This is a genomic window from Bacillus sp. SM2101 (assembly GCF_018588585.1).
Classification (GTDB): domain Bacteria; phylum Bacillota; class Bacilli; order Bacillales; family SM2101; genus Nanhaiella; species Nanhaiella sioensis.
The window spans coordinates 65,092-86,103 of record NZ_JAEUFG010000012.1 but is presented as its reverse complement, the minus strand read 5'-3'; the positions used below and the strand labels follow the sequence as shown (position 1 = coordinate 86,103).

At 32.6% G+C, this 21,012-nt stretch carries 16 protein-coding genes; 3 read left to right on the top strand and 13 right to left on the bottom strand.

The features are described 5' to 3' along the window. Nucleotides 1–59: 59 nt before the first annotated feature. Both JM172_RS13345 and JM172_RS13340 read right to left on the bottom strand, forming a co-directional pair. Entirely contained in the window at nt 60–2,951 is a 2,892-nt protein-coding gene (locus tag JM172_RS13345; RefSeq protein WP_214482849.1) for a DEAD/DEAH box helicase, read from the bottom strand. Between the two features lie 112 nt (nt 2,952–3,063). Beyond that, nucleotides 3,064–3,459: a (deoxy)nucleoside triphosphate pyrophosphohydrolase gene (locus tag JM172_RS13340; protein ID WP_214482848.1), complete on the bottom strand. Its 396-nt coding sequence runs from the start codon at nt 3,457–3,459 to the stop codon at nt 3,064–3,066. Between the two features lie 331 nt (nt 3,460–3,790). Between JM172_RS13340 and katG the strand changes: the two genes are divergently transcribed. After that, a complete protein-coding gene (gene katG, locus JM172_RS13335) occupies nt 3,791–6,010 on the top strand; it encodes a catalase/peroxidase HPI (protein ID WP_214482847.1) in 2,220 nt (739 codons plus the stop codon). Between the two features lie 322 nt (nt 6,011–6,332). On the opposite strand, the gene JM172_RS13330 is transcribed toward katG, so the two are convergent. From JM172_RS13330 to JM172_RS13320, 3 genes are all read right to left on the bottom strand, one after another. Further along, on the bottom strand, nt 6,333–8,117 hold the full coding sequence (locus JM172_RS13330) for an ORC-CDC6 family AAA ATPase (RefSeq protein WP_250886659.1): 1,785 nt from the start codon (nt 8,115–8,117) through the stop codon (nt 6,333–6,335). Then, nucleotides 8,114–8,800, bottom strand: a complete 687-nt coding sequence (locus JM172_RS13325; protein ID WP_214482846.1) for a hypothetical protein — start codon at nt 8,798–8,800, stop codon at nt 8,114–8,116. Before JM172_RS13325 ends, JM172_RS13330 begins: the two co-directional genes overlap by 4 nt. 127 nt (nt 8,801–8,927) lie before the next feature. Further along, the gene (locus tag JM172_RS13320) at nt 8,928–9,089 is read right to left on the bottom strand and encodes a hypothetical protein (protein ID WP_214482845.1); all 162 of its coding nucleotides are present in this window, start codon (nt 9,087–9,089) and stop codon (nt 8,928–8,930) included. A 349-nt stretch (nt 9,090–9,438) separates the two neighbouring features. On the opposite strand from JM172_RS13320, the gene JM172_RS25175 reads away from it, so the two are divergent. Continuing rightward, nucleotides 9,439–9,564 (top strand): hypothetical protein, encoded by a 126-nt coding sequence (locus tag JM172_RS25175; RefSeq protein ID WP_284730458.1) that lies wholly within the window; start codon nt 9,439–9,441, stop codon nt 9,562–9,564. 830 nt (nt 9,565–10,394) lie between these two features. Here the strand turns inward: JM172_RS25175 and JM172_RS13315 are convergent. The 6 genes from JM172_RS13315 to JM172_RS13290 form a co-directional block, all read right to left on the bottom strand. Continuing rightward, nucleotides 10,395–11,885 (bottom strand): recombinase family protein, encoded by a 1,491-nt coding sequence (locus JM172_RS13315; RefSeq protein WP_214482844.1) that lies wholly within the window; start codon nt 11,883–11,885, stop codon nt 10,395–10,397. Continuing rightward, entirely contained in the window at nt 11,885–12,061 is a 177-nt protein-coding gene (locus tag JM172_RS13310; protein ID WP_214482843.1) for a hypothetical protein, read from the bottom strand. The genes JM172_RS13315 and JM172_RS13310 overlap by 1 nt, the downstream gene beginning before the upstream one ends. 741 nt (nt 12,062–12,802) lie before the next feature. Further along, nucleotides 12,803–14,446 (bottom strand): recombinase family protein, encoded by a 1,644-nt coding sequence (locus JM172_RS13305; protein ID WP_214482842.1) that lies wholly within the window; start codon nt 14,444–14,446, stop codon nt 12,803–12,805. Then, nucleotides 14,439–15,872, bottom strand: coding sequence for a recombinase family protein (locus JM172_RS13300; RefSeq protein WP_214482841.1), 1,434 nt, complete (start codon nt 15,870–15,872; stop codon nt 14,439–14,441). Before JM172_RS13300 ends, JM172_RS13305 begins: the two co-directional genes overlap by 8 nt. Then, on the bottom strand, nt 15,873–16,067 hold the full coding sequence (locus JM172_RS13295; protein WP_214482840.1) for a hypothetical protein: 195 nt from the start codon (nt 16,065–16,067) through the stop codon (nt 15,873–15,875). A gap of 153 nt (nt 16,068–16,220) precedes the next feature. Continuing rightward, nucleotides 16,221–16,397, bottom strand: a complete 177-nt coding sequence (locus tag JM172_RS13290) for a hypothetical protein (protein WP_214482839.1) — start codon at nt 16,395–16,397, stop codon at nt 16,221–16,223. Nucleotides 16,398–16,873: 476 nt separating this feature from the next. Here JM172_RS13290 and JM172_RS13285 point away from each other — a divergent pair, with 476 nt between their 5' ends. Continuing rightward, nucleotides 16,874–17,287, top strand: a complete 414-nt coding sequence (locus JM172_RS13285; protein ID WP_214482838.1) for a hypothetical protein — start codon at nt 16,874–16,876, stop codon at nt 17,285–17,287. Nucleotides 17,288–18,161: 874 nt separating this feature from the next. Here JM172_RS13285 and ectB read toward each other — a convergent pair. Further along, a complete protein-coding gene (gene ectB, locus JM172_RS13280) occupies nt 18,162–19,442 on the bottom strand; it encodes a diaminobutyrate--2-oxoglutarate transaminase (protein ID WP_250886658.1) in 1,281 nt (426 codons plus the stop codon). 435 nt (nt 19,443–19,877) lie between these two features. Continuing rightward, a complete protein-coding gene (locus JM172_RS13275) occupies nt 19,878–21,002 on the bottom strand; it encodes an outer membrane protein assembly factor BamB (RefSeq protein WP_214482836.1) in 1,125 nt (374 codons plus the stop codon). Between the last annotated feature and the right edge of the window lie 10 nt (nt 21,003–21,012).

Here is a 21,012-nt window from a genome sequence, read left to right as displayed (position 1 = left end):
TCACCTACTATGTTGTTATTGTTATAAAAAACTAGTATATTTTAGTAGAAGAATGATGTTTATTCTTCGATTAAATAATGGTACAACGAGGATTCCACCTCATGCTCTAATAGTAAATTCATCCTTACAACCGGCAGTTCATTACCATTCTTGTCCAACATCGTTGTTTGTTCTTCACTCCGAGTTTCTGGTATAGCTTTACCAATATAATAAAAGTCTGTTCCCTCATCATCGTCTTTTTTTATAAAGAGATGTAAATCCACGCCCAGGTCCTCAGCATTAATTATCTTCTTAACTTCTTCAGACTGCAAAGTACGATTACTTTTTGTATACAATCTAAAAATCTCTTGATTTATAAATTCATCACCATAGTTCACACTAGATTCTACATCTTCATTCTTATGATAAGTAACAAAGATAGGACAAGTGCCATGCTTTGGTTTATAGCCATACATAGTTGAGCTTTCGTCATTTATCCAATTCAATAACTTACAAGCGTCCTTACGTGAATATTTTCGATACAACGTTAGTTGGTTAGTGCTCTCGTATGAAAGACTCTTTTCTTTTGCAGTTTTTATTACATCCGTTACTAATGACTTGAAGAATTTATTCTTCGATAGACTATTAGTAATGCTTTCATTTAACCGATAACCTTCACCCTCTTGAAGAATAATAGGTTTACCACCATATTTTTTAATAGCAGCCTGAGTATAAAAGGAAAGAGCCATAACACGTTCTACTGCTGCTATCGTTTCCTCATCCGTTGCACATCCATATTTCGATAATTCATCAACAAATTCTTTTCTTGTAATTTCACATCTTTCTAGTAATAATTCTAAAATAACAATTTCATGTTTTCTCTTGCCATTTAAAATTTCCTGAGAGAACATAGTTAAAACGTCGTTTTCATATTTTGACAATGTAGGTACATCTTCTTTCATTTTCTCTAAGAACTTGTGATAATTCGTTTTCAGTTCATTTACGATAACACATGGATCAATTGATTTATAAGATATAAAATCGTATAAAAATGGCACTTTGCCAATTTTATGCTTCAATTCTATGTATGCGTCTCTTAAAATTTTTAAGGATGTTAACTTTGTATCATTAATTGACTTAAATATTTGCTTTTTAGCTACCTCTTCAAAATTAATGGTAGATACCCCTTTGATATAGCAAGTATCTTTTGTGTGACGGCGAATATTATCTTTATTCTGAGATTTGTCACCTGATAGAGCTACTGGAATGAGATAGTTATTTTTATAGTTACCTATAAAGTCGATCACTGTTACAAAATCTTTGCTAACATGCTTTCTAAGTCCCCGACCCAATTGTTGAATGAAGATAATACTTGATTGTGTTTGTCTCAGCATGACTACTTGATTAATACTCGGAATATCGACACCCTCATTAAAAATATCTACTGTAATAATGTAATCGAGCAGGCCATTTTCTAGTTGATTCACTCGAAGTATTCTTTCTTCAGGTGAATGATTTCCTAATAAAGCAACCGTTTTTAAACCTTTTTCGCTTAGAGCTTTAGAGAGCTCTATCGCTTCTTCTTTTCTACTACAGAATATAAGTCCTCGTACCTTGTCTCCTGAATGGCCATAGTACTCTACTTTCTCTAGTATATGATCAACTCTCTCTTCAGTAACGAGTTTAGATAATGCAGCTGTTTCATCTAATAATTCTCCATTGAATTCAAAATCTGTCACACCGAAATAATGAAATGGACATAACATATCCTCTTCTAGTGCTTCCTGCAATCGTATTTCATAAGCAATATTGTAATCAAATAATTGATAAATATTGAAATCATCAGTTCTCTCAGGTGTAGCGGTCATTCCCATCAAAAACTCTGGTTTAAAGTAATCCAAAACTTTTATATAAGACTTGGCCCCCGCTTTATGTACTTCATCTACTAACACATAATCGAATTCCTTAGTTACAAATTGGTTTAAAACATCATCTTTTGATAATGTTTGGATTGTAGCAAAAAGATATCTTGCATCACTTTGCTTGGAATTCCCTGATAAGATACCAAAATCTCGATCAATTCCACCTAGTATTTTTTGAAAGTCTGACTTAGCCTTTTGTAAAATTTGTTCACGATGGACAATGAAGAGCATCTTTTTCGGTGCAAATCTTCTTACATCAAAGGCAGATAAATAGGTTTTCCCAGTTCCGGTTGCTGAAATTACAAGCGCCTTATCATTCCCATCTTCCCTCACACTTTGAATATTTTGTAGGGCGGCCTCCTGCATTTTATTGGGTTGAATTTGAAGGGTATCTGTAATAGAATTCACTTGGTATTGAACCGGGTGTTCAATTACATTCTGAATGTTAGTTGGTTTTAAATCTTGAAACACCTTTTCATATTTATCGATCCAATCTGAGGTTAAACCAATCGACTCTTCCCATACTTCTTCAAATTGGTTAATAAAGTGATGAATAATGTCTCCATTTTCATGTGAATTTAGTTTAACATTCCATTCGTAATTAGCTTTTAACGCCTGGGCAGTTAAGTTAGAGCTTCCAACAATTAAAGAATAGTGGGTTTTATGTTTGAAGATATAACCTTTAGCATGAAATCCTTTTAAATTAGTTAGCTTTACTTCTACATTTGAAATCTTCATTAATTCTCTAAACACATTTGGCTGATTAAATTGCAAAAAAGTTGAAGTTAATATTCTTCCTTTAATTCCTTTTTGTTTTAGATCCCAAAGTAGTGCTTTTAAAGTTGCTAAACCACTTTCTGTAATAAAAGCAACAGAGAAGAAGAAATCCTCACAACGATTTAGCTCTTCTAAAAATGTAGATAAGATACTCTCGTTTTTAGTTGTGTTATTAATTAACAACTGTGGTTTATAGCGGGTAGATTTACCATGAGCATGATCTATAAAACCCTGATAAATAGAGTCCTGCAAGTGTTGTACAAAGCTTACCATTAAAATCACCTTTCATTCCCAGTTTATATAAAAATTCTAATCTTCTTTCCCTATACTGTAAACAGTTACCATTAAAAAATGCTATCCAATAAAAAAATTGGATAGCATTATCTTATGCATATACTTTTGCTATTTTCTCAATAGCAGGAATGTCAGCAGGAGCCCATTCAAGACTTGGTAACTCATTAGGTGTTAACCATTTAATTGCAGCGTGTTCTGTTAAAACTGGTTTCCCATTTATTAACTTACAATAATAGGTAGTTAAATGAACAATACCAAAATCATATTCATGAACGGTATACTCTACTTTTTCACCAACATCAATGGTACAGTGCATTTCCTCTTCAATTTCACGTTGTAAAGCTTCTTCTGGTTTTTCACCTTTTTCAATTTTCCCACCTGGAAATTCCCAAAATAAAGGTAATGATTTTCCCGCTCCTCTTTGAGCGCAAAGGATTTTGTTATCATTAAAGATAACAGCTCCTACTACATTTATATTTTTTTTCATTATTTCCTCCTTTGAATGAAGGTATCGTTATTTGTAAAGAATACCATATGGTGTTAATTTTATACAACAAGATACCCATTAAGATAGTCGCTAATGCAATTAGTAAGATTTAAATTTTAGTAAACCTGTTAAATAAGAATCTTGTGAACAAGCCTTATCATTTAATCAATGTTCAATAAAATTCTCCATCCACAGCACATATCACTTTGAATCAAACACCCAGTCCACTATAATAGAGAGTAAGAATTATCATAATAGTCTAACACCTATTTGTGGCAAGATGTAATGTTATCTTCGACTAAATGTTCAAAAATAGGAAGGAGAATGATGAATGGAAAACAACAATTATCCTGACCAAAAAGAACACACAGCTGCAGCTGCGGGGCAATGTCCTGTAACTCATCACAAAGATAGTGCAATCACGACAACGACAGCGCCTAGAGGTACGACGAATAAAGACTGGTGGCCGAACCAATTAAATTTGGGCATTCTTCGCCAGCATGAAAAGAAATCCAACCCAATGGGAGAAGACTTTAATTATAAAGAAGAATTCTCTAAGCTCGATTATGATGCTCTAAAGAAAGATCTTCATCACTTAATGACAGATAGCCAGGATTGGTGGCCTGCTGATTACGGTCACTACGGTCCATTCTTTATTCGTATGTCTTGGCATGCAGCAGGTACATATCGGACGGCTGATGGACGCGGGGGTGGCTCAACTGGATCACAGCGCTTTGCTCCTCTGAACAGCTGGCCGGATAATGTCAATCTTGATAAGGCCCGCCGTCTGTTATGGCCTATTAAGCAAAAGTATGGAAACAAGATTTCATGGGCGGATTTACTTGTATTAACAGGTAACGTGGCACTTGAATCTATGGGCTTAAAAACTTTTGGTTTTGGAGCAGGACGTGAGGACATTTGGCACCCTGAGGAGGATGTGTATTGGGGTTCAGAGAAGGAATGGTTAGCCGACAACAGGTATTCCGGTGACCGTGAGCTAGAAAATCCACTCGCTGCTGTACAGATGGGGCTCATTTATGTAAATCCTGAAGGTCCAAACGGAGAGCCAGATCCACTTGCAAGTGCTCGTGATATTCGTGATACATTTGAACGTATGGGGATGAATGACGAAGAAACGGTGGCGCTTGTCGCTGGTGGACATACATTTGGTAAAGCACATGGCGCAGGGGACGCCTCTCAAGTAGGTGACGACCCTGAAGCAGCTACACTTGAAACACAAGGGTTTGGCTGGAAGAGCACATATAAGAGCGGAAAAGGCCGTGATACGATATCAAGTGGTATTGAAGGTGCATGGACGACGAACCCTATTAAATGGGATAATGGCTACTTTGAGCTGTTATTCGGATATGATTGGGAGTTGACGAAGAGTCCTGCAGGAGCTTCTCAATGGGCACCTGTTAATATGCAGGAGGAACATTTGGCACCGGATGCTGAAGATCCATCTAAACGTGTAAAGACGATGATGACAACAGCGGACATGGCCTTGCGTATGGATCCAGAATATGAAAAAATTTCCCGTCGTTTTTATGAGAATCCGGAAGAGTTTGCAGATGTATTCGCACGTGCATGGTTTAAATTACTTCACCGTGACATGGGGCCAAAAGATAGATACTGGGGTCCAGAGGTTCCACAAGAAGAGTTAATCTGGCAGGATCCGATTACAGAAGCCGATTATGAACTATCTGATGCCGAAATCGCTAATCTAAAAGAAAAAATCCTGAGCACAGGATTAACCGTAAGCGAACTAGTGAAAACAGCTTGGGCTTCAGCAAGCACATATCGTGGTTCTGATATGCGCGGGGGTGCAAACGGTGCACGCATCCGTCTGGCTCCTCAAAAAGACTGGGAAGCAAACGAACCTGCACAGCTTGAAAAAGTGCTTGGAATCTACGTAGACCTTCAAAGTAAGCTTGATAAAAAAGTCAGCCTTGCTGATTTAATCGTACTTGGCGGAAATGCTGCAATCGAAAAAGCAGCTAAAGACGCAGGCTTCGATGTAACAGTTCCATTTTCTCCTGGTCGTGGTGACGCAACTGATGACCAAACAGAAGTTGAAAACTTTGAAGTATTAGAACCAGTATCTGATGGATTCCGTAACTACCAGAAGAAAGAATACTCTATCAGTCCAGAAGAAATGCTCGTTGACAAAGCACAGTTACTAGGCCTAACTGCACCAGAAATGACAGTCTTGCTCGGCGGTATGCGTGTCCTTGGTACAAACCATGGCGGTTCGGAACACGGCGTATTCACTGACCGTGTCGGTACACTAACAAACGACTTCTTTGTGAACCTGCTTGATATGGGCATTGAGTGGAAACCAGCAGGTTTCAACAAATATGAAGGCCGTGACCGCAAATCTGGTGAAGTCGTGCGTACTGCTTCACGCTTTGACCTAGTATTCGGTTCAAACGCAGTTCTTCGCGCTATAGTTGAAGTGTATGCACAAGATGATAATACAGAAAAATTTATCCATGACTTTGTAGCAGCTTGGGTGAAGGTGATGGATGCAGATCGGTTTGATTTGAAGTAAAAAACATAGATAGAGACCTAAGGAACATATCTGTTCCTTGAAGAACTGCACCTCGATTGTTAGATACAATTGGAGGTGCGGTTTTTCTATCTAAAAATATCTTTAGCGGACTTATTAGAGACAAAGGTTTAACAGACATACTGATACTTGTATTTAAGTTTTTTACTTATGGTACGGTTCACCGTGGTTATTTAAGAGGCAAAAACAGAAAGGATAAATTTTTCCTGTCTGTCTAAAAGTCATATTATATTTACACATGAGGAGTAGGATACAAACATTATTCAAAAAAAGGACTCTTGTATCAAGCCACATGTCCAAAATTTTATCCCGCCATATATTCAATAGCTGCATTCTTTATTCTTTCAGCTCTAACATCCTGAATATACTTCATTCGAATTTCATCTATTGTAGCATCATAAATCTCGCCGATATTAGAAAACTTATTACTTAATCGTGCTATGATTTTATTAGATAATTTTAAATTATCAATATTGTGACTTCTTAAAATCTTATATAAAGATTCAGTTTCCAATTCAGGTATTTCCATTTCATTACCACACTTTGGACAAAAAACGAACTCCTCATTATTAGTCTTGTAGTCACATTTTGGGTTTGAACAATGATACTCATTCTCGAATTTTAGCGTATCAATTAATTGAGCTATGGTTGGTGTTGTTGGATAATAGGCTTGGTTATTCTCAATGGCAATTGAAATTCTTTCAATCTCTTTAACATCCTTAATAATTCCATCTGAAAAAAGAATACTTGGATTAAAGGACATATAATAACCATAATGGCCTTGACCTATACTTTTTTTTGTATAATTTATTGAAAGAAGGTTGGAGTATGCTAAAACTTCAAAAACTTGTGGTATTTTATCATAAACAGTAGTTGAAACATAGAAACCACTTGAAAGCTTACTATCTTTTCCTCTTTTCTTACTGTTCCATTCTCTTAAATTAGGTATAAGAAAGTCTTTTACTAGTTGCTCTGCTTGATCAATATTTTCTTTATATTTTACTAGTCGGTTCTTTAGTGTGCTAAACTCCTTCCATTTTGTTTCAAGTACTACTCTTATACTATTAATGACCTTCTGCATTGGAATGCTTCTTTGTTTAAATACCCCAGCACTTTCTAGCTCGTCTATAATATGAAAAACAAATCGAGGATTGCCATTACTACAAACACAGATTGTATCAATAATATTCGAATTAACGGAAAGTAAATTCCAATAAACTAGGTCATAAGCTTGTATTCTCTTTTTTAAAATCTGTTTAATATAATTTAGATTTTCTTTATTATTTGGAAACCAGCTCAACGTAAGCTCTTTTGCATCTTGTCCTTTTTCGAAATATTTTCCATAATTAGTTATTCCAGGATAAACAGCAACTTTACAAGCTATATGTGGGTCCCTTAATCCTTTAAAAAAGGAAAAAAACTTTTCTTGTTGGTTAAAAGAAAAAACGTGTGCTGCTTCATCAAATAAAAGAACTATTCTTTGTAGTCCAAAATCACTAATGACGTTCTTAAGAAATTTTTTAAAACTATTAGGATTATCTAATATTTGACTTAATTGTACTGAAGGAGCTTGGTCTTTTAAAATAACATTATCTTCAATATCACCTGTTTCCAATATATTAATATAATTGGATAACAATTTTGAATAAGTGGTATAATTATTTTCAGGTTTATCTGACCCGAAGATACTAGACAGCCTATCACTTAACTTATCAAGGTTTTTTGGCTTTAAGCTTGTTATGGTAGTTAAAACTTCTAGTAATATTTTACCCATTGTCCATTGTAGGAAAGGGTCAATACCAGTCTCTACTACTTTAATTCTTTCTAAACGTATAGATTCCTCAAAGCTTACCCACACACCAAGTACACTGTCTTGTCCAAATGTCTCATTGGCCTTTATAGCAGCATATTTCATGAGCATAGTTTTTCCAATACCTCTACTCCCCTCAAATATGTATTGCTCAGAATCCGTTAAACGTTGAATTTTTTCTCTACTATATTCAATAAAGTACTCTCGTATAAATTCGTCCTCTAAACTTTCAGTTCTGTCTGCAATAAAATCGCCCAATGACTTCTCTAACGTCCTCATAATCTCACCGTCCCTGATTTATTTGCTAAAGTAATTAAACTTTTATTTTCCATATCATGAAATCGAAGAATGTACATTGTTGCGAGAATACTTAGAACGGAAATAAATTTATCTTTAAAGAAGTTAAACTGCTCCTTGTTGTATTCAATCTTCAATGTGCTCTTTTTTGTAAGCGTTTTGTATCTTCCATGTACTACATCACTTAAATCCTTGTATGTTTTATTTAAAAAATTACTTACAGAATTATTCTTAGTTTGAATTACCTCGATATTACTGTAAAAAGAATGAATATAGTTTGTATTGTAGAAATCATAATCTCTTATAAGTGTACTAACATATTTATCAGCCTTTGCATCATGAGCCTTAAATAAATGGAATTCTACTTTATGGTCAGTATAAAAGAACGACATACACCCTAATTCTAACACACTTCTAAGGGTAATAATTCCTTGTCTGTAAAATCCTGATGTTGATGAGTTGACGCATGAAATAATATCTGAAGCTATTTCATTCCATAATTCACCAATAACTAAATCCCTCTTGTGTATTCCTTCTAAAATATCCAATGTATTATCTATTAGATTAAGTAATGGAGTGATGTCGTTATCATTAATTGTCGTTTTATTAATTTGTTGTACATTTTTTATTATGTTATCCTCATAGGCTTTTTTTGTATAGGACACTATTACTACCCCCTAAACATAATTTATTATTATACATTAATTTACAATAGATATAATGAATCATGTAAAATTGCTTCCAGTTCTCATTATTTATATGAGGAAACATCTTGTCTTTCAGTACTAATTATCAAAGTAAAAATATCGATACCACACGGCAAATTAATTGGTCTTTAATTTCTTCTTCCATTTCAACTTCTTGTAATAAAACTACAGTTGCTTTATTAAAAGTACTAGCCGCTTCAACATATGTTTCGGTATTACTTTTATCAGCCCTTGCAATTTCCTTCAAATTGCATGCTTCTTAATATAAATAGTTTTCATTATTTTCCACTAAAACTAATCCCCTAATTTATCTGCATCTTGACTTTACCAATTCATACATAAACACTAAAATACATTCATACGAAGACTTTATATCTTAGGTACTGTTCATATAATTGATGTAAGATAATCTTAATAAAACATAAATATACTTAAGCATACTTCGACAAAGTTTGTAAAATTCCTTTTAAATATTAAAGGGATCCCCTAACGCTCTGTTAATATGGTACCAGTAGTTAAGACACTTGAAAAAATACTGTTTTATCTACAGGTATTTTTTATACTTAAATTTAATTATATAGGGATTAGGAGACAACATGAGTAAAATAACATTTTCAGCAAACGAGAAAAAATCACTTCAACAGCAAATATACAACGTGTCAGTAAGAAAGCGATTACCTATACTGATGACTATAAGAATAGATTTATGGATGAAAATCTAGCCGGTAAAACCGACTCGGCAAATTTTAATAGAGCTCGGCTTCCATATGGTTGTTATAAGGATAAAACAATTTGAAAAATCGGCTTATACGTGGAGGAAAGTTTATGAGATGAATGGGTTAACCGTGCTTTCAGATTCGAGGAAGATGTCATCTGGCAGAATCTTAAAACGGGAGCTTACACCTTCACAAACTGGTAAAAACTGTATCTAATTACTTAGAGCAAGCTAACACGGAATTAACCGATAGGTTTGAAACAATAAAAGCCTATATGATGGCTCTCGGTGATGACGTACAAATAAAAATCCTTAAACATTACATAACAGTCTACTTGCTTCAATACTTCTAATTATATTTGTTCTTCAAGTCCTGTTTCCTTCATTGCCAAAGTATGAGCCTTTCTCAAAAAAACGAGCTTCTCGAAATCTTTATTTCTTCTTAATACTTGGTAACTTAATTTCTAATTATTTCATAATTAATAAAGTTATTTTTGGCACAGTACTTACTTGCACGGCAATGTCCATTTACTATTTCAATGAGTATGATTCATTTAGCGCATAACATAAATAGCTACTACCCATACAACACCAAGTAAAAAATACCCGTCCATGTCAGACAATTTCTTTAACGTTATATAAGTAGTCTCTATCTTAAATTTAATTATGGGCACACTCTACTACTAAGAGATAGGTTACTTTGAAAAATAACTTCTTTTAACCTCAATTTTTTGTGCTTATAACTCATATTCTTTATAGCTATTAAATTCACAAGCGAAAAGAAGGGCTGTCCAATAAGTCAAACATCGACTTTAGACAAACCCTTTTTAAAATAATTTAGATTAAGACATTTAGGTCTTCCAAATCAAAATGATAGTTAATATCCTTTATTCGACGATCCCTTGTTGTATCCCCAGGGGTTACATGAATTTCATTAATTACAGAATGAAAAAAAACCTTCTTTTCATCATCGGATATTGTATAGTAAAAATCTTCAAAGTTATTAATAGAAAATTCTATAATGTCCTTTATTGATTTATTTTGTTTCAAATTTATTTTCTTATTAATGTCAGCAAGAACGTATTTTATTTTGTTTATATCATCTTGTTTTGTTGCTAAGTGAGATTTTATCATATCAACATCTAAATTAAGAGATGGATCACTAGAATGTTCCATTATTTTTATCATCTCTCTTTCTAGCGTTTCTATTAGTTTACTTAGATTTCTAGCTTCATTCTCCAAAGGATTTAACTCATAGTCTAAAATGGACTGTGTAACAGAATAAATAACTGACGGAGAAACTTTTTCCTTAAGACGATGTAAAAAATCTTGGAGTACAAATTCTTCAGCGTACTCCTTTTTAACGAGATTGGAAGAACACACACTGCTACCACTACATTTATTTTTATTGCATTGGTAATATTTGTATTTTTGACTACTGTTTCCCTGTACCATACTCCCCTTGCATTGAGGACATTTAAGTAAGCCTACCAGAGGGTAAGATCCTGGATGAATTTTTTGTGGTTTAAAACTTCTTGCTTTCATAACTTTCATTGCTTCGTCCCACAGAGATTTTTCAATAATTGGAGTATGTTGCCCTTTGGTATATTTATTCCTCCATTTTATATTCCCAATATAAATCTGATTCTGAAGGATTGTTTTAACAGCATTACTTGTCCATTCTTTTCCTTTTTTAGTCTTAATATGTTGCAGATTAAGGTTTGCAGCAATCTTTTTATATCCCCATTTTTCTAAGGCACACTTTTTAAAAATATATTTTATAACTTTGGACTCGTCAGGGAGTATTGATAACTTTTTATTTATAACTTCATATCCATAAATCTTCCCACCTAAAAACTCTCCATTTTCAGCTCTTTTCTCCATTCCTGAATTCGTTCGGAACGAGATAAACTCTCTTTCGAGCTCGGCAACTAATGACAAAACATGAACAAGTATTTTGGCTGTAGGATCCTCTGTATTTATGCTATCGGCTATTGATATGATATGTTTGTCAATTGCGTTTAGTTGCTTCATAAAATACAATGTATCTAACGAATCTCGAGATAGTCTGTCTTGCTTATAGACAATTATATAATCTATTTCCTCTTCTTCTCTTAATATTCGGTTATACATTTCAATAAAATTATCTCTACCTTTAAATGAACTACCTGATTTTAAATCATCGCAGTAAACATCTACTAGTTCTATATTGTTTTTTTTGCAATAATTAGTTATCTCATCCTCTTGTTTTTCCAAAGAAGTGTTTCCAATGTCTTTCTCTGATCTTGGACTTATCCTTGTATATCCAACTCCTCTTTTTTTTCTCATTAATTGGATTCCTCACTTTTACTTTTTAGATTCGTTGCTAACTGGTACGAATATTTAATTATTAATTCTGAAAAGTAGTATTTAAATTCGGATGCCTTAATCTTTTCTATATCTCTATCTACTACCAAAGTTGTTTTATAATGTTGATTGTAATCAACTTGTAAGTTCTTCTTCATGAGTAGCACCTCTATTTAAATTATATTGATAATAAAGAATGAAGTTTATAACTCAGCGGTTATTAATAAATAAAAAAGCACAACTAACACTAGTCAAAGAAAAGGAATTTCTTCAACAGATTTGCTAGCGGTGCTTCCGCGCAATTTATAAGCGATTACTCCATATTAAATTTTGCAAGACTCTGTTTTAAACCAATAAGTAAGCTAATATAACAGTACCTTATTTTCAAGTTATTTCTATAAATTTCCTAACACTCTAGAGTGTATAAATCTTTTTGGATTAGTGTTCCATCAGCTTTCCCTATTTTTCTTTCTTCATTATATATTCTGTACCTTTCGTCCCTCTATATATTTTATATTTATTGTTGTAGCTATTGAAGCAGAATAAATTTTTTGGTTTAAGACTTTTTTAACAGATGATAAGATTTTAAGCCAACTCAGTTTATACAAACTACCAAAAATTCATTTTCTCCTTTAAGGCCCTATGACATGATACTTTACAGAAAGAGTTTATAACTTTCTTGTTTAAAAATGCGGTTATTTGTCTACAATGCTTAACAAGCACGCGGTTAATTGAATATCTTATGATCATAAGACACCCAAACAACCGCACCTTTTTTCTAAAAAAGCTTTGATGGCAAGGCTTTCTTAGAATCAATTATTTAATGTTCAACTTATTTTTAAGGATAATACGGTCATTTGTCTACAGTATCTATACTTCATGCGGTTATTCAACAATAGCTAGTTGGATGTTAACTTTCCCCATACTTCTTGGGTGAGAAATGGAGTTCTGCTGAATTCAATTGCAGACTTTTTAGCTTTAAAGTCGTATTTGATTTCATTTATAAAATGTAATGTGAAGCAACGTAATTCAGTCAAACTTAAAGACTCTTGCTTGCATTCAAAAAAATTATTAAATAATTTTTCGAGATTTTCATTTTCCAACAAGATGTCAAGTTGCTCATCTAAATAAATGATTTTCACTTTAATAGACTGTAATTCAGAGAGCATATAATTTGCTTGCTGCTTTAACTCTTTTTCGTGACCAATTAACTCATAATCAAAAGTTCTTTCCAAATAAATGACATATTCTTTATCCCGGTCAATTTCATTGGATTGTTTTTTTAAGTTTTCTTTCCACTTAGCTAATAGCTTTTTAGAACTTTCAATCATCTGATTCTGATTGATTCTTAAATAACTAAATATCTGTTGGAAAGTAAACTCATGGATTATTTCGATTCTTATGAACTCATTACATGAGTTGCACCGATACACACGTCTATTGGAATTACTTTTTCCTGACGTGGTATTTTTGGCTTCAAGCAAACAATTACACTGAACACATTTTAATAAATCCTTAAGTACAAAAGGTGTCTCCATCTTTTGACCATACTGTGACTTAAAGTTTCTAACTTGATTTACTAGTACTCCAAGGTATTCCGGGATAATACCAGTATGAGTACCAGGGAATAATTCAAACTGATCAATTGGTTTTCTTTTACTATTAGTTCTGCTTTCTCTTACATTCCAACTCGTATGTCCTAAATAGAATTGATTATGCAAAATTTTATCAATAGTTCCTTGAGTCCACTTTTTCCCTTTGGGAGATAGTATCTTACAAGTGTTAAGTAATTGTGAGATTATCTTATTTGAGTAACCCCAGCTTGATAAGTAATAGATTAAAAAAACTACATAAGCTTGTCCATTTGAAACATCAATTTTCGGATCACTTTCAGTACCTTTTACATAACCATAGGGAAGATGAGATGCTGGCCTTTGTTTCAAATTAAGAGTTGTACCTTGATATGCTAATGTCTTATTTCTTAGCTCCTCAGATTTGTGACTGTTTATTAATGATCGAATCTGCGTTAACACATCATCTGGATCCCATACTCCAGAATAATCACTACAATAAAACTTCAAGTATGGTTTCAACATTAGCAACGGTTTATAGACTTGAAGAACAAAATCTGAAGTTTGACGGCTAACCCTTGAGTCATCATAAAAGAAGATAGCTCCTTTGAATTCATCTAATAATGCAGTTTGATATAAGACTTGCATCCAGGGACGATCAATAGCACGGTTGTGAGTAGCAGAAACTGCTTCATCGACACACCATAATTGGATATAGTACCCCTCTTCTTTAGCTCGCTGCAAAATTTCTTGCTTCTGTATATCAACACTGTACTTATCTTTCTGCCTCAAGCTTGAATACCTTATATAACCGATTGCAGGTTTTAATGAGGGAAGATAAATCCCTGATACCAGATAAAACTCTAACGGGAACTTTCGATTCTGAACAGTTTGTGTAATAATCTCTTCAATCTTCATAGTCAAGATTGAAATATTTGGTTCGGTTACGCTATTTTTTTCATTTTTATGCATTAATCTTACCCTCCATCAACTCAGTGAAATAAACCTTAAATTCGATTAATTTTTTACTTATTCTAATATCTTCTAAAAAGAATGAGAGAAAAATATAGATTTCATCAGTTTTAATTTTGTAAAATAGCTTTTGTTTAATTATTTTCTCAATATCACGAAGTACTGTTTTAGTGTAATTAAGATCCTCTATTTGTCGTTGAATAAATTCCTGTTCTTGTTTAAGTTCATTCATTTGGTTAATTAACTCAACAGGATTTCTATGAGTACTCTTGCTTCTAGAAAAAAAATTGCTTCTAACCATCTTCATCTTTTCATTCAGTTGTTCTTTCTTTTCTTTTAAAACTCTAATAGCTTTTTTTATTGAGAATAAGGCCAACTTATTTATTTTTTCTTGTGATAGGTTGTTGACTATTCTGATCATAATTTCAACTATTTCTTTGTTTAACTCTTGAACCGAAATACCATCGCTTTTGTGACTTTTACAGTAATAAGAAGCTGGTAAGCCACCTACTTTCCCTTTTCTATGTACCATTTTTTCATAACATATACCGCAAGTTGGATGAAAGAATGCTTCTTGTTCTCTCATTCTAATTTCTTTTATAAAGTCTGTTTCATAATAGACCAACACATTTTGAACTTTTTTATATAGTTCAAGAGATACGATTGGTACTATATAAGGTAATTGAAAGTAGTTACCATTTTTATAATCATAACCAGCATAAAAGGGAGTTATTAACAATTTCCAGCATTCTTCTACAGATTTACGTTTATACTTACTTTTAAACTCTGTTAAAAGCTTTGATAGTTCCTCAAATGAATCCGTATATGACACTTCTTGAAAGAATGTTAGAATACCGAAATGATATTTTTCATTAATTAAATACTTTCTATTATCCTTGTCATTTATGAAACCGAATTTTTTTTCTGGATAGAGATTTTGAACGGTTTTAATTCGAGATGCTATGTTTGTTCCATCTTGTTGTATTTGAATTCCATGAACACCTTCCGTGAGAAAGTTATAACTAAATCGTGCCATTTCACCTACTATTATTACTTTAACCTTGTATTTTAAAATCAAAGTTACAATTTCCATATACTCATAGTAGTTACGAGCCAACCGGTCACGGGCAAAGATAATCAAAACCTTAATCTGACCAGATTCTATCGATTTTAGAAGTCTCATAAGTTCAGGACGGTTTTCCATCGTGACTTGGTTAGCCGACAACACATTTTCATTGAATTTTTCAATATCCTCGTACCAGGAGTAACCATTTTCCTCAACCCAGTTTTTAGCCTTCTTCTCCTGTAGTTTGATTGATTGTGAACTACCACTAACACGAAAATAGACACCAATGCTTTTTTTTACTTCTTCAAGGATTTTGTCATAAACAGTTGGACTATGGACGTTGAACAAATCTCCTTGCATCTAGTCATCTCCTTTATCAAATTCATTTATAAAATTTTTTATTTGTTCTTGGTTGCTATACAACAACTTACTTTTTAATATTGGATCAATATTCAACTGATCCAGAACAATTTGTTCCATAATCCTAAACAACCATATTCCCGTATCAGGTGAATGTTCTTCAGAAAGAGAAACAATTACACTTCTAGTTTTCAAAATTCATAACTCCTTCCATTTTTTTACCTATAATGGACAGAACTGATGAATTTCATTCATTAATTTTGTTTTAATTGTGGATATTTTTTATCTAGCCTTTCAACTTTTATCGATTTCGCCTTACTTCCAGGTAAACCTAATTCTTTATAAATCCTATGCATTTTTACCTTTCTCTTGTATATTCCATTTATTTTTACAATTAATTTCTTCAACTTGCCCAATATATTTATCTATGACTTCTCGTTGAATTCCGAATTCCGAGCAATTGGTTTTAAGTTGATGATAAAAAGCATCTAACTGAAAATTATTTTTCTTTACGTTTATTCCCATGAAATCCCTCCAAATTTGGTTATATAACCACTCTCACTCTTCTAACCCAAACAAAAATCTTTTCAAATCGGATGAAGAATTGTTTCCTGATTTAGGAAGATCTAAAATCAAACTAGTAAACTCTTAATTTTTTTGCTGCTTCTTCATTGCATCTCCTCCTTTATCTCCAACAAAAAAAGCACTCACCAGAAGACACAGTTATCCTGTGTCATTCCTGGAGAGTGCTTCTCTTCTCAGAAATTAATTAAAATTAATTTTTATTAAGTTTATAGAATTACTTTCTTTCCTTGAGTAGTATAATAATTGACATATTTTAAAATGTCAATAGAAAGAGTTAAATTATTTTATATCCCACTCGCCTTCACAATCAGGGCATTTTCGGTCTTGAATAAAGTGATAGGGAGTCAAATTTCCAATAAAACAATAATAGCGTGTCTGGGGAGGAAAAAGTAAAAAAAATAATAGGAGTATTAATAGTGGCAATAGCAGTATTAACATCTTGTTCTAAAGAAGAAATAATAAAATATGAACACACATTTAGTGAGGAAGGGGAATATTGTAAAGCAAAATTTATTACAACAGGTACACAAATATGGGGTGATGAAGAAGGTCAGCTCACTTATGACCATGAAAGAAATGATAATTTTATATTGGAGTATATTGGAGAATCCCATCAACTTTTACAAATAGAGAATTTAGAGTACATATATATAACATCTACCGGAAAAAATAATAGTGGCAGAACGTTTACTGAGCCACCAACCGAGAAAATATTTACTTCATCTAGATCTTATTCAGGTAGTTCAAAAGTTCAAGAGAATGAAATTATTAAATGTTACAGTAAAATGGGATTTGAAGAGATATTTGAGTTAAAAAACGTCACAGAGTAATTATTCCGATTGTACTGTAGTTGCCCATGTTATGAGTAATAATATTCCTGCAATGAACCGCCACACCTGAAATATTTACCAAAAAGTATATATAGTAAAAGTACAAGAAGTTATGTCTACTTTGCAATATTGCAAATCCCTAAGAAACTTACAGATAAGCTTCAACTCGAAACATGCACTAGGTTTCGGGTTATTCGTGCTTTTAAGGCAAAGGGGGCTAAACTACGATATACCGCAAAGTAGATTTCAGCTTATGTAAAATAACAAAAGTTCCAATTTATTATTATGATTCATACAATTATGAATCTATTAAATAGTTCATAAAAAAAACTTGTTATGCCACAATATGCCCAAATGTTAAATACCATCATGTTATTTTTAACATAAAAACACCCTTTGAAAATGCATATCCAAAGGGGTAAAAAGGTTTAACTTTTTTTAAAAACCGTACATCTTTCTTATAAGCGGTACATCTTTGTTTCAAAGCCACAAAAAAGCACCACAAACAACAATTACTTTAGTAATATACAGGAAAAACAAAAACAGATGATACAAAATTTTTGAGTATCATCTGTTTTTGTATTTTACATAGAATCGCTGAGATTCTGCTATCTCTCATAAAATAATTTCCCTTGAAAGACCGTTACATCTTTATCTGAATTCCTCACTGTTCGAGTATACACTTTCCCCATAGGAGCATTCCAATTTCTTGAGATAGTTTTTCTGCAATTAATTTTTTTATGTTTCAATCCAGACATTGTTTATTGACAATAATGTTAGTAACAGATAGAGAAACTTTATATACAAAATCAACTTACATAAATGTTAGTAATTAATTTTTCCATTTTTATAGAACTAACAATAATGTTGGTAACTATAATTCGGAACTTCTTTTTATACTCTCAGAAAGCAGTTCTATCCCCTGATTTATACCATCTTCATCAATGGTAAGAGGAGGTAGTATTTTTATTACATCGTTTTTTGCACCGGAGGTTTCGAGAAGAAGACCCATCTTAAAAGCATTACTACATACTTTCGAAGCATATTCACCATCTTCAAAAGTAATTCCTTTTATCATTCCTCTTCCTCGAATTTCAGGATGTATCACAGAATAATTACTAGCTAAATCTAACAATTTTTTCTGAAGTATATCAGATTTTATTTTTATAGACTCACTAAAGTTATTTCCTTTTTCCCAATAAGATAAAGCTTCAGTTGCAGTAACAAAAGCATAATTATTACCCCTGAATGTTCCATTATGTTCTCCTGAACCCCATACATCAAATTCAGGTTTTAATAAAGTGAGTGACATAGGTAATCCGTGGCCACTAAGAGATTTTGATAAACATACAATATCAGGATAAATTTGAGCATCTTCAAAGCTAAAAAAGGTTCCTGTTCTCCCACATCCAACTTGAATATCATCAACAATTAATAATATATTCCATTTTTTGCAAATATATTCTAGTTCTTTCATCCATTTAAAACTTGCAGAATTAATACCACCTTCACCTTGTACAGTTTCAAATATGATTGCAGCTGGAAGGTCGACTCCACTACCACTATCCTCTAGATATTTATCTAAAATCTCAATAGTATTAATATGCTTACCAAAGTAATTGTCATAAGGCATAAGAACTGAGTAATGTAAAGGAACTCCTGCTCCTTTTCTTTTATAGGCATTTCCACTAAGAGCTAATGACCCCAATGTCATTCCATGGAACGCATTAGTGAATGAAATTATATTTTTTCTTTTTGTAACCTTTCTTGCTATTTTTATCGCGCTTTCTACAGCGTTTGTTCCTGTAGGACCTGGGAACATAAATTTATAATTAAAATTTCTAGGTGTTAAAATAACATCATTAAATTTTTTAATAAACTTTTCTTTGGCTACCGTTGCCATGTCTAAACTATGTACTATATTGTCACTTGCAATATATTCAATTAATTTTTCTTTTAATTTTGGATTATTATGTCCATAATTTAATGTTCCTGCACCTGAAAAAAAATCAATATATTCATTAGAATTGCAATCAAACATTTTATATCCTACTGCTTTTTGAAATGTAGTAGGAAACGAACGTATATAACTTCTTACCTCTGATTCTAATGATTCGAATGTCTTAAGATTTTTCTCTGTTTCTACTAAATTCAAACTTTTCAATCCTTTCGGTTTCTTAAACCATGGGAGACTACAAATTAAGGGCTTTGAAAAGGGTGACATATACCTTCCGCCAACGGTTTCATAGAATCCGAAAACAATATTTAAATGCTTTGCTGTACATTGATTATCCCCATTAGAACGAGTACTAATTTTTCATCATATAACATTGCTGTTCTTTAGAGGGATTTAACAATATAAAATTAGAATAAAGTCGAATAGCTATGATAGTCCAATAAACTGGAAGATTCATAACAAAATAGTCTTTTGTTTATTTTTTGAATCCCTTCACAAATAATCCTTTTGAGCCTGTATTGTCCAAGAACTGTCATAGTATGAGTGAGCGTACACTCCCCTAGTCTCTCTCTTTTATTTTTATAGTAATAAATCTATCCTTTGCATTAGGATAAAGTGTTTTCTACAGTTAACTTAGTTGTTTTTCCATTCCAATTTGTATAAAGAACCACTATTTGATCCGATAAAAATTTCTGAATGAATAGTAATTAACGGTGAGGAATGAACACCCTTATCAAATTCAATTTCCCAGTTAACCTTACCATCTTTATAATTTAAAGATTTCAAAGTGTTTCTAGGTCCACCTACAAATAAAAAGTCACCGTTTGGTAGTACTGTTACTGACGTATATTGTTCTTCAATCTGTTTACCTTGGAAATATTCCCATAAAATCTCACCGTTGGTGAGGTCAATGCCATAAACTGTTCCATTATATGAATATATACAACCTATATTGTCATATGAAATAGCTCCTGATACTCCGACTTCTTCTAAAGTCTCAATTTTCCAGAGTATTTTTCCACTAGTAGAATTAAATCCAAATATTAATCCCGATGTGGTTCCAGAAAATCCTATATCTTTTTTATAACAAAGTGCTGGTGCCGGTTTTAAATACCCGTAGACTCTATTATTCCACAATTCATTTCCATCTTTATCTAGCCTAAATATATTATACCCATTACCAAATACAATATCATTGTTGCTAGTAATACTAATTGAAGTAGAGATTGCTTCCCAATCTGAAAAATGCTCATATTTCTTTTTCCATAAAAGTTCACCTGTATCTAAGTTTAAAGCATATAAAATACCATCATAATTTCCAGCAAAGACCCTTTTTGAGATAGTATCTATTGCAGGAACCTGATGAAAGGTTTCTCCAGCTTTAAATTCCCAAATTAAATACCCATTTGCTGAAATTCTTCTTAAAAATCCATCCTCAGATCCGATAATAAATGAATTGTCATTTAACACTACAGGAGAGCTATATACAGGACCATCAGTATTAAAAGTCCATACTAAATCTAAAGTGTCTTTATTAATACATCTTATTTTTCCATCCCAACAGCCGAAGATTACATTTTTGCCTGATAATAGAGCAGGTATACTCCAAAGATGGGTGTCATATGACATTTTTGCTACTACATGAGGTTTTTTCTTGTAATCAACAGAAGAACCACTCCACGTATCGGAAATTAACTGTCTATCTTTTTGGTTATTTTTATATTGTGTATTTTTAAGTAATTCAATATATTTTCTCATTATCTACTCC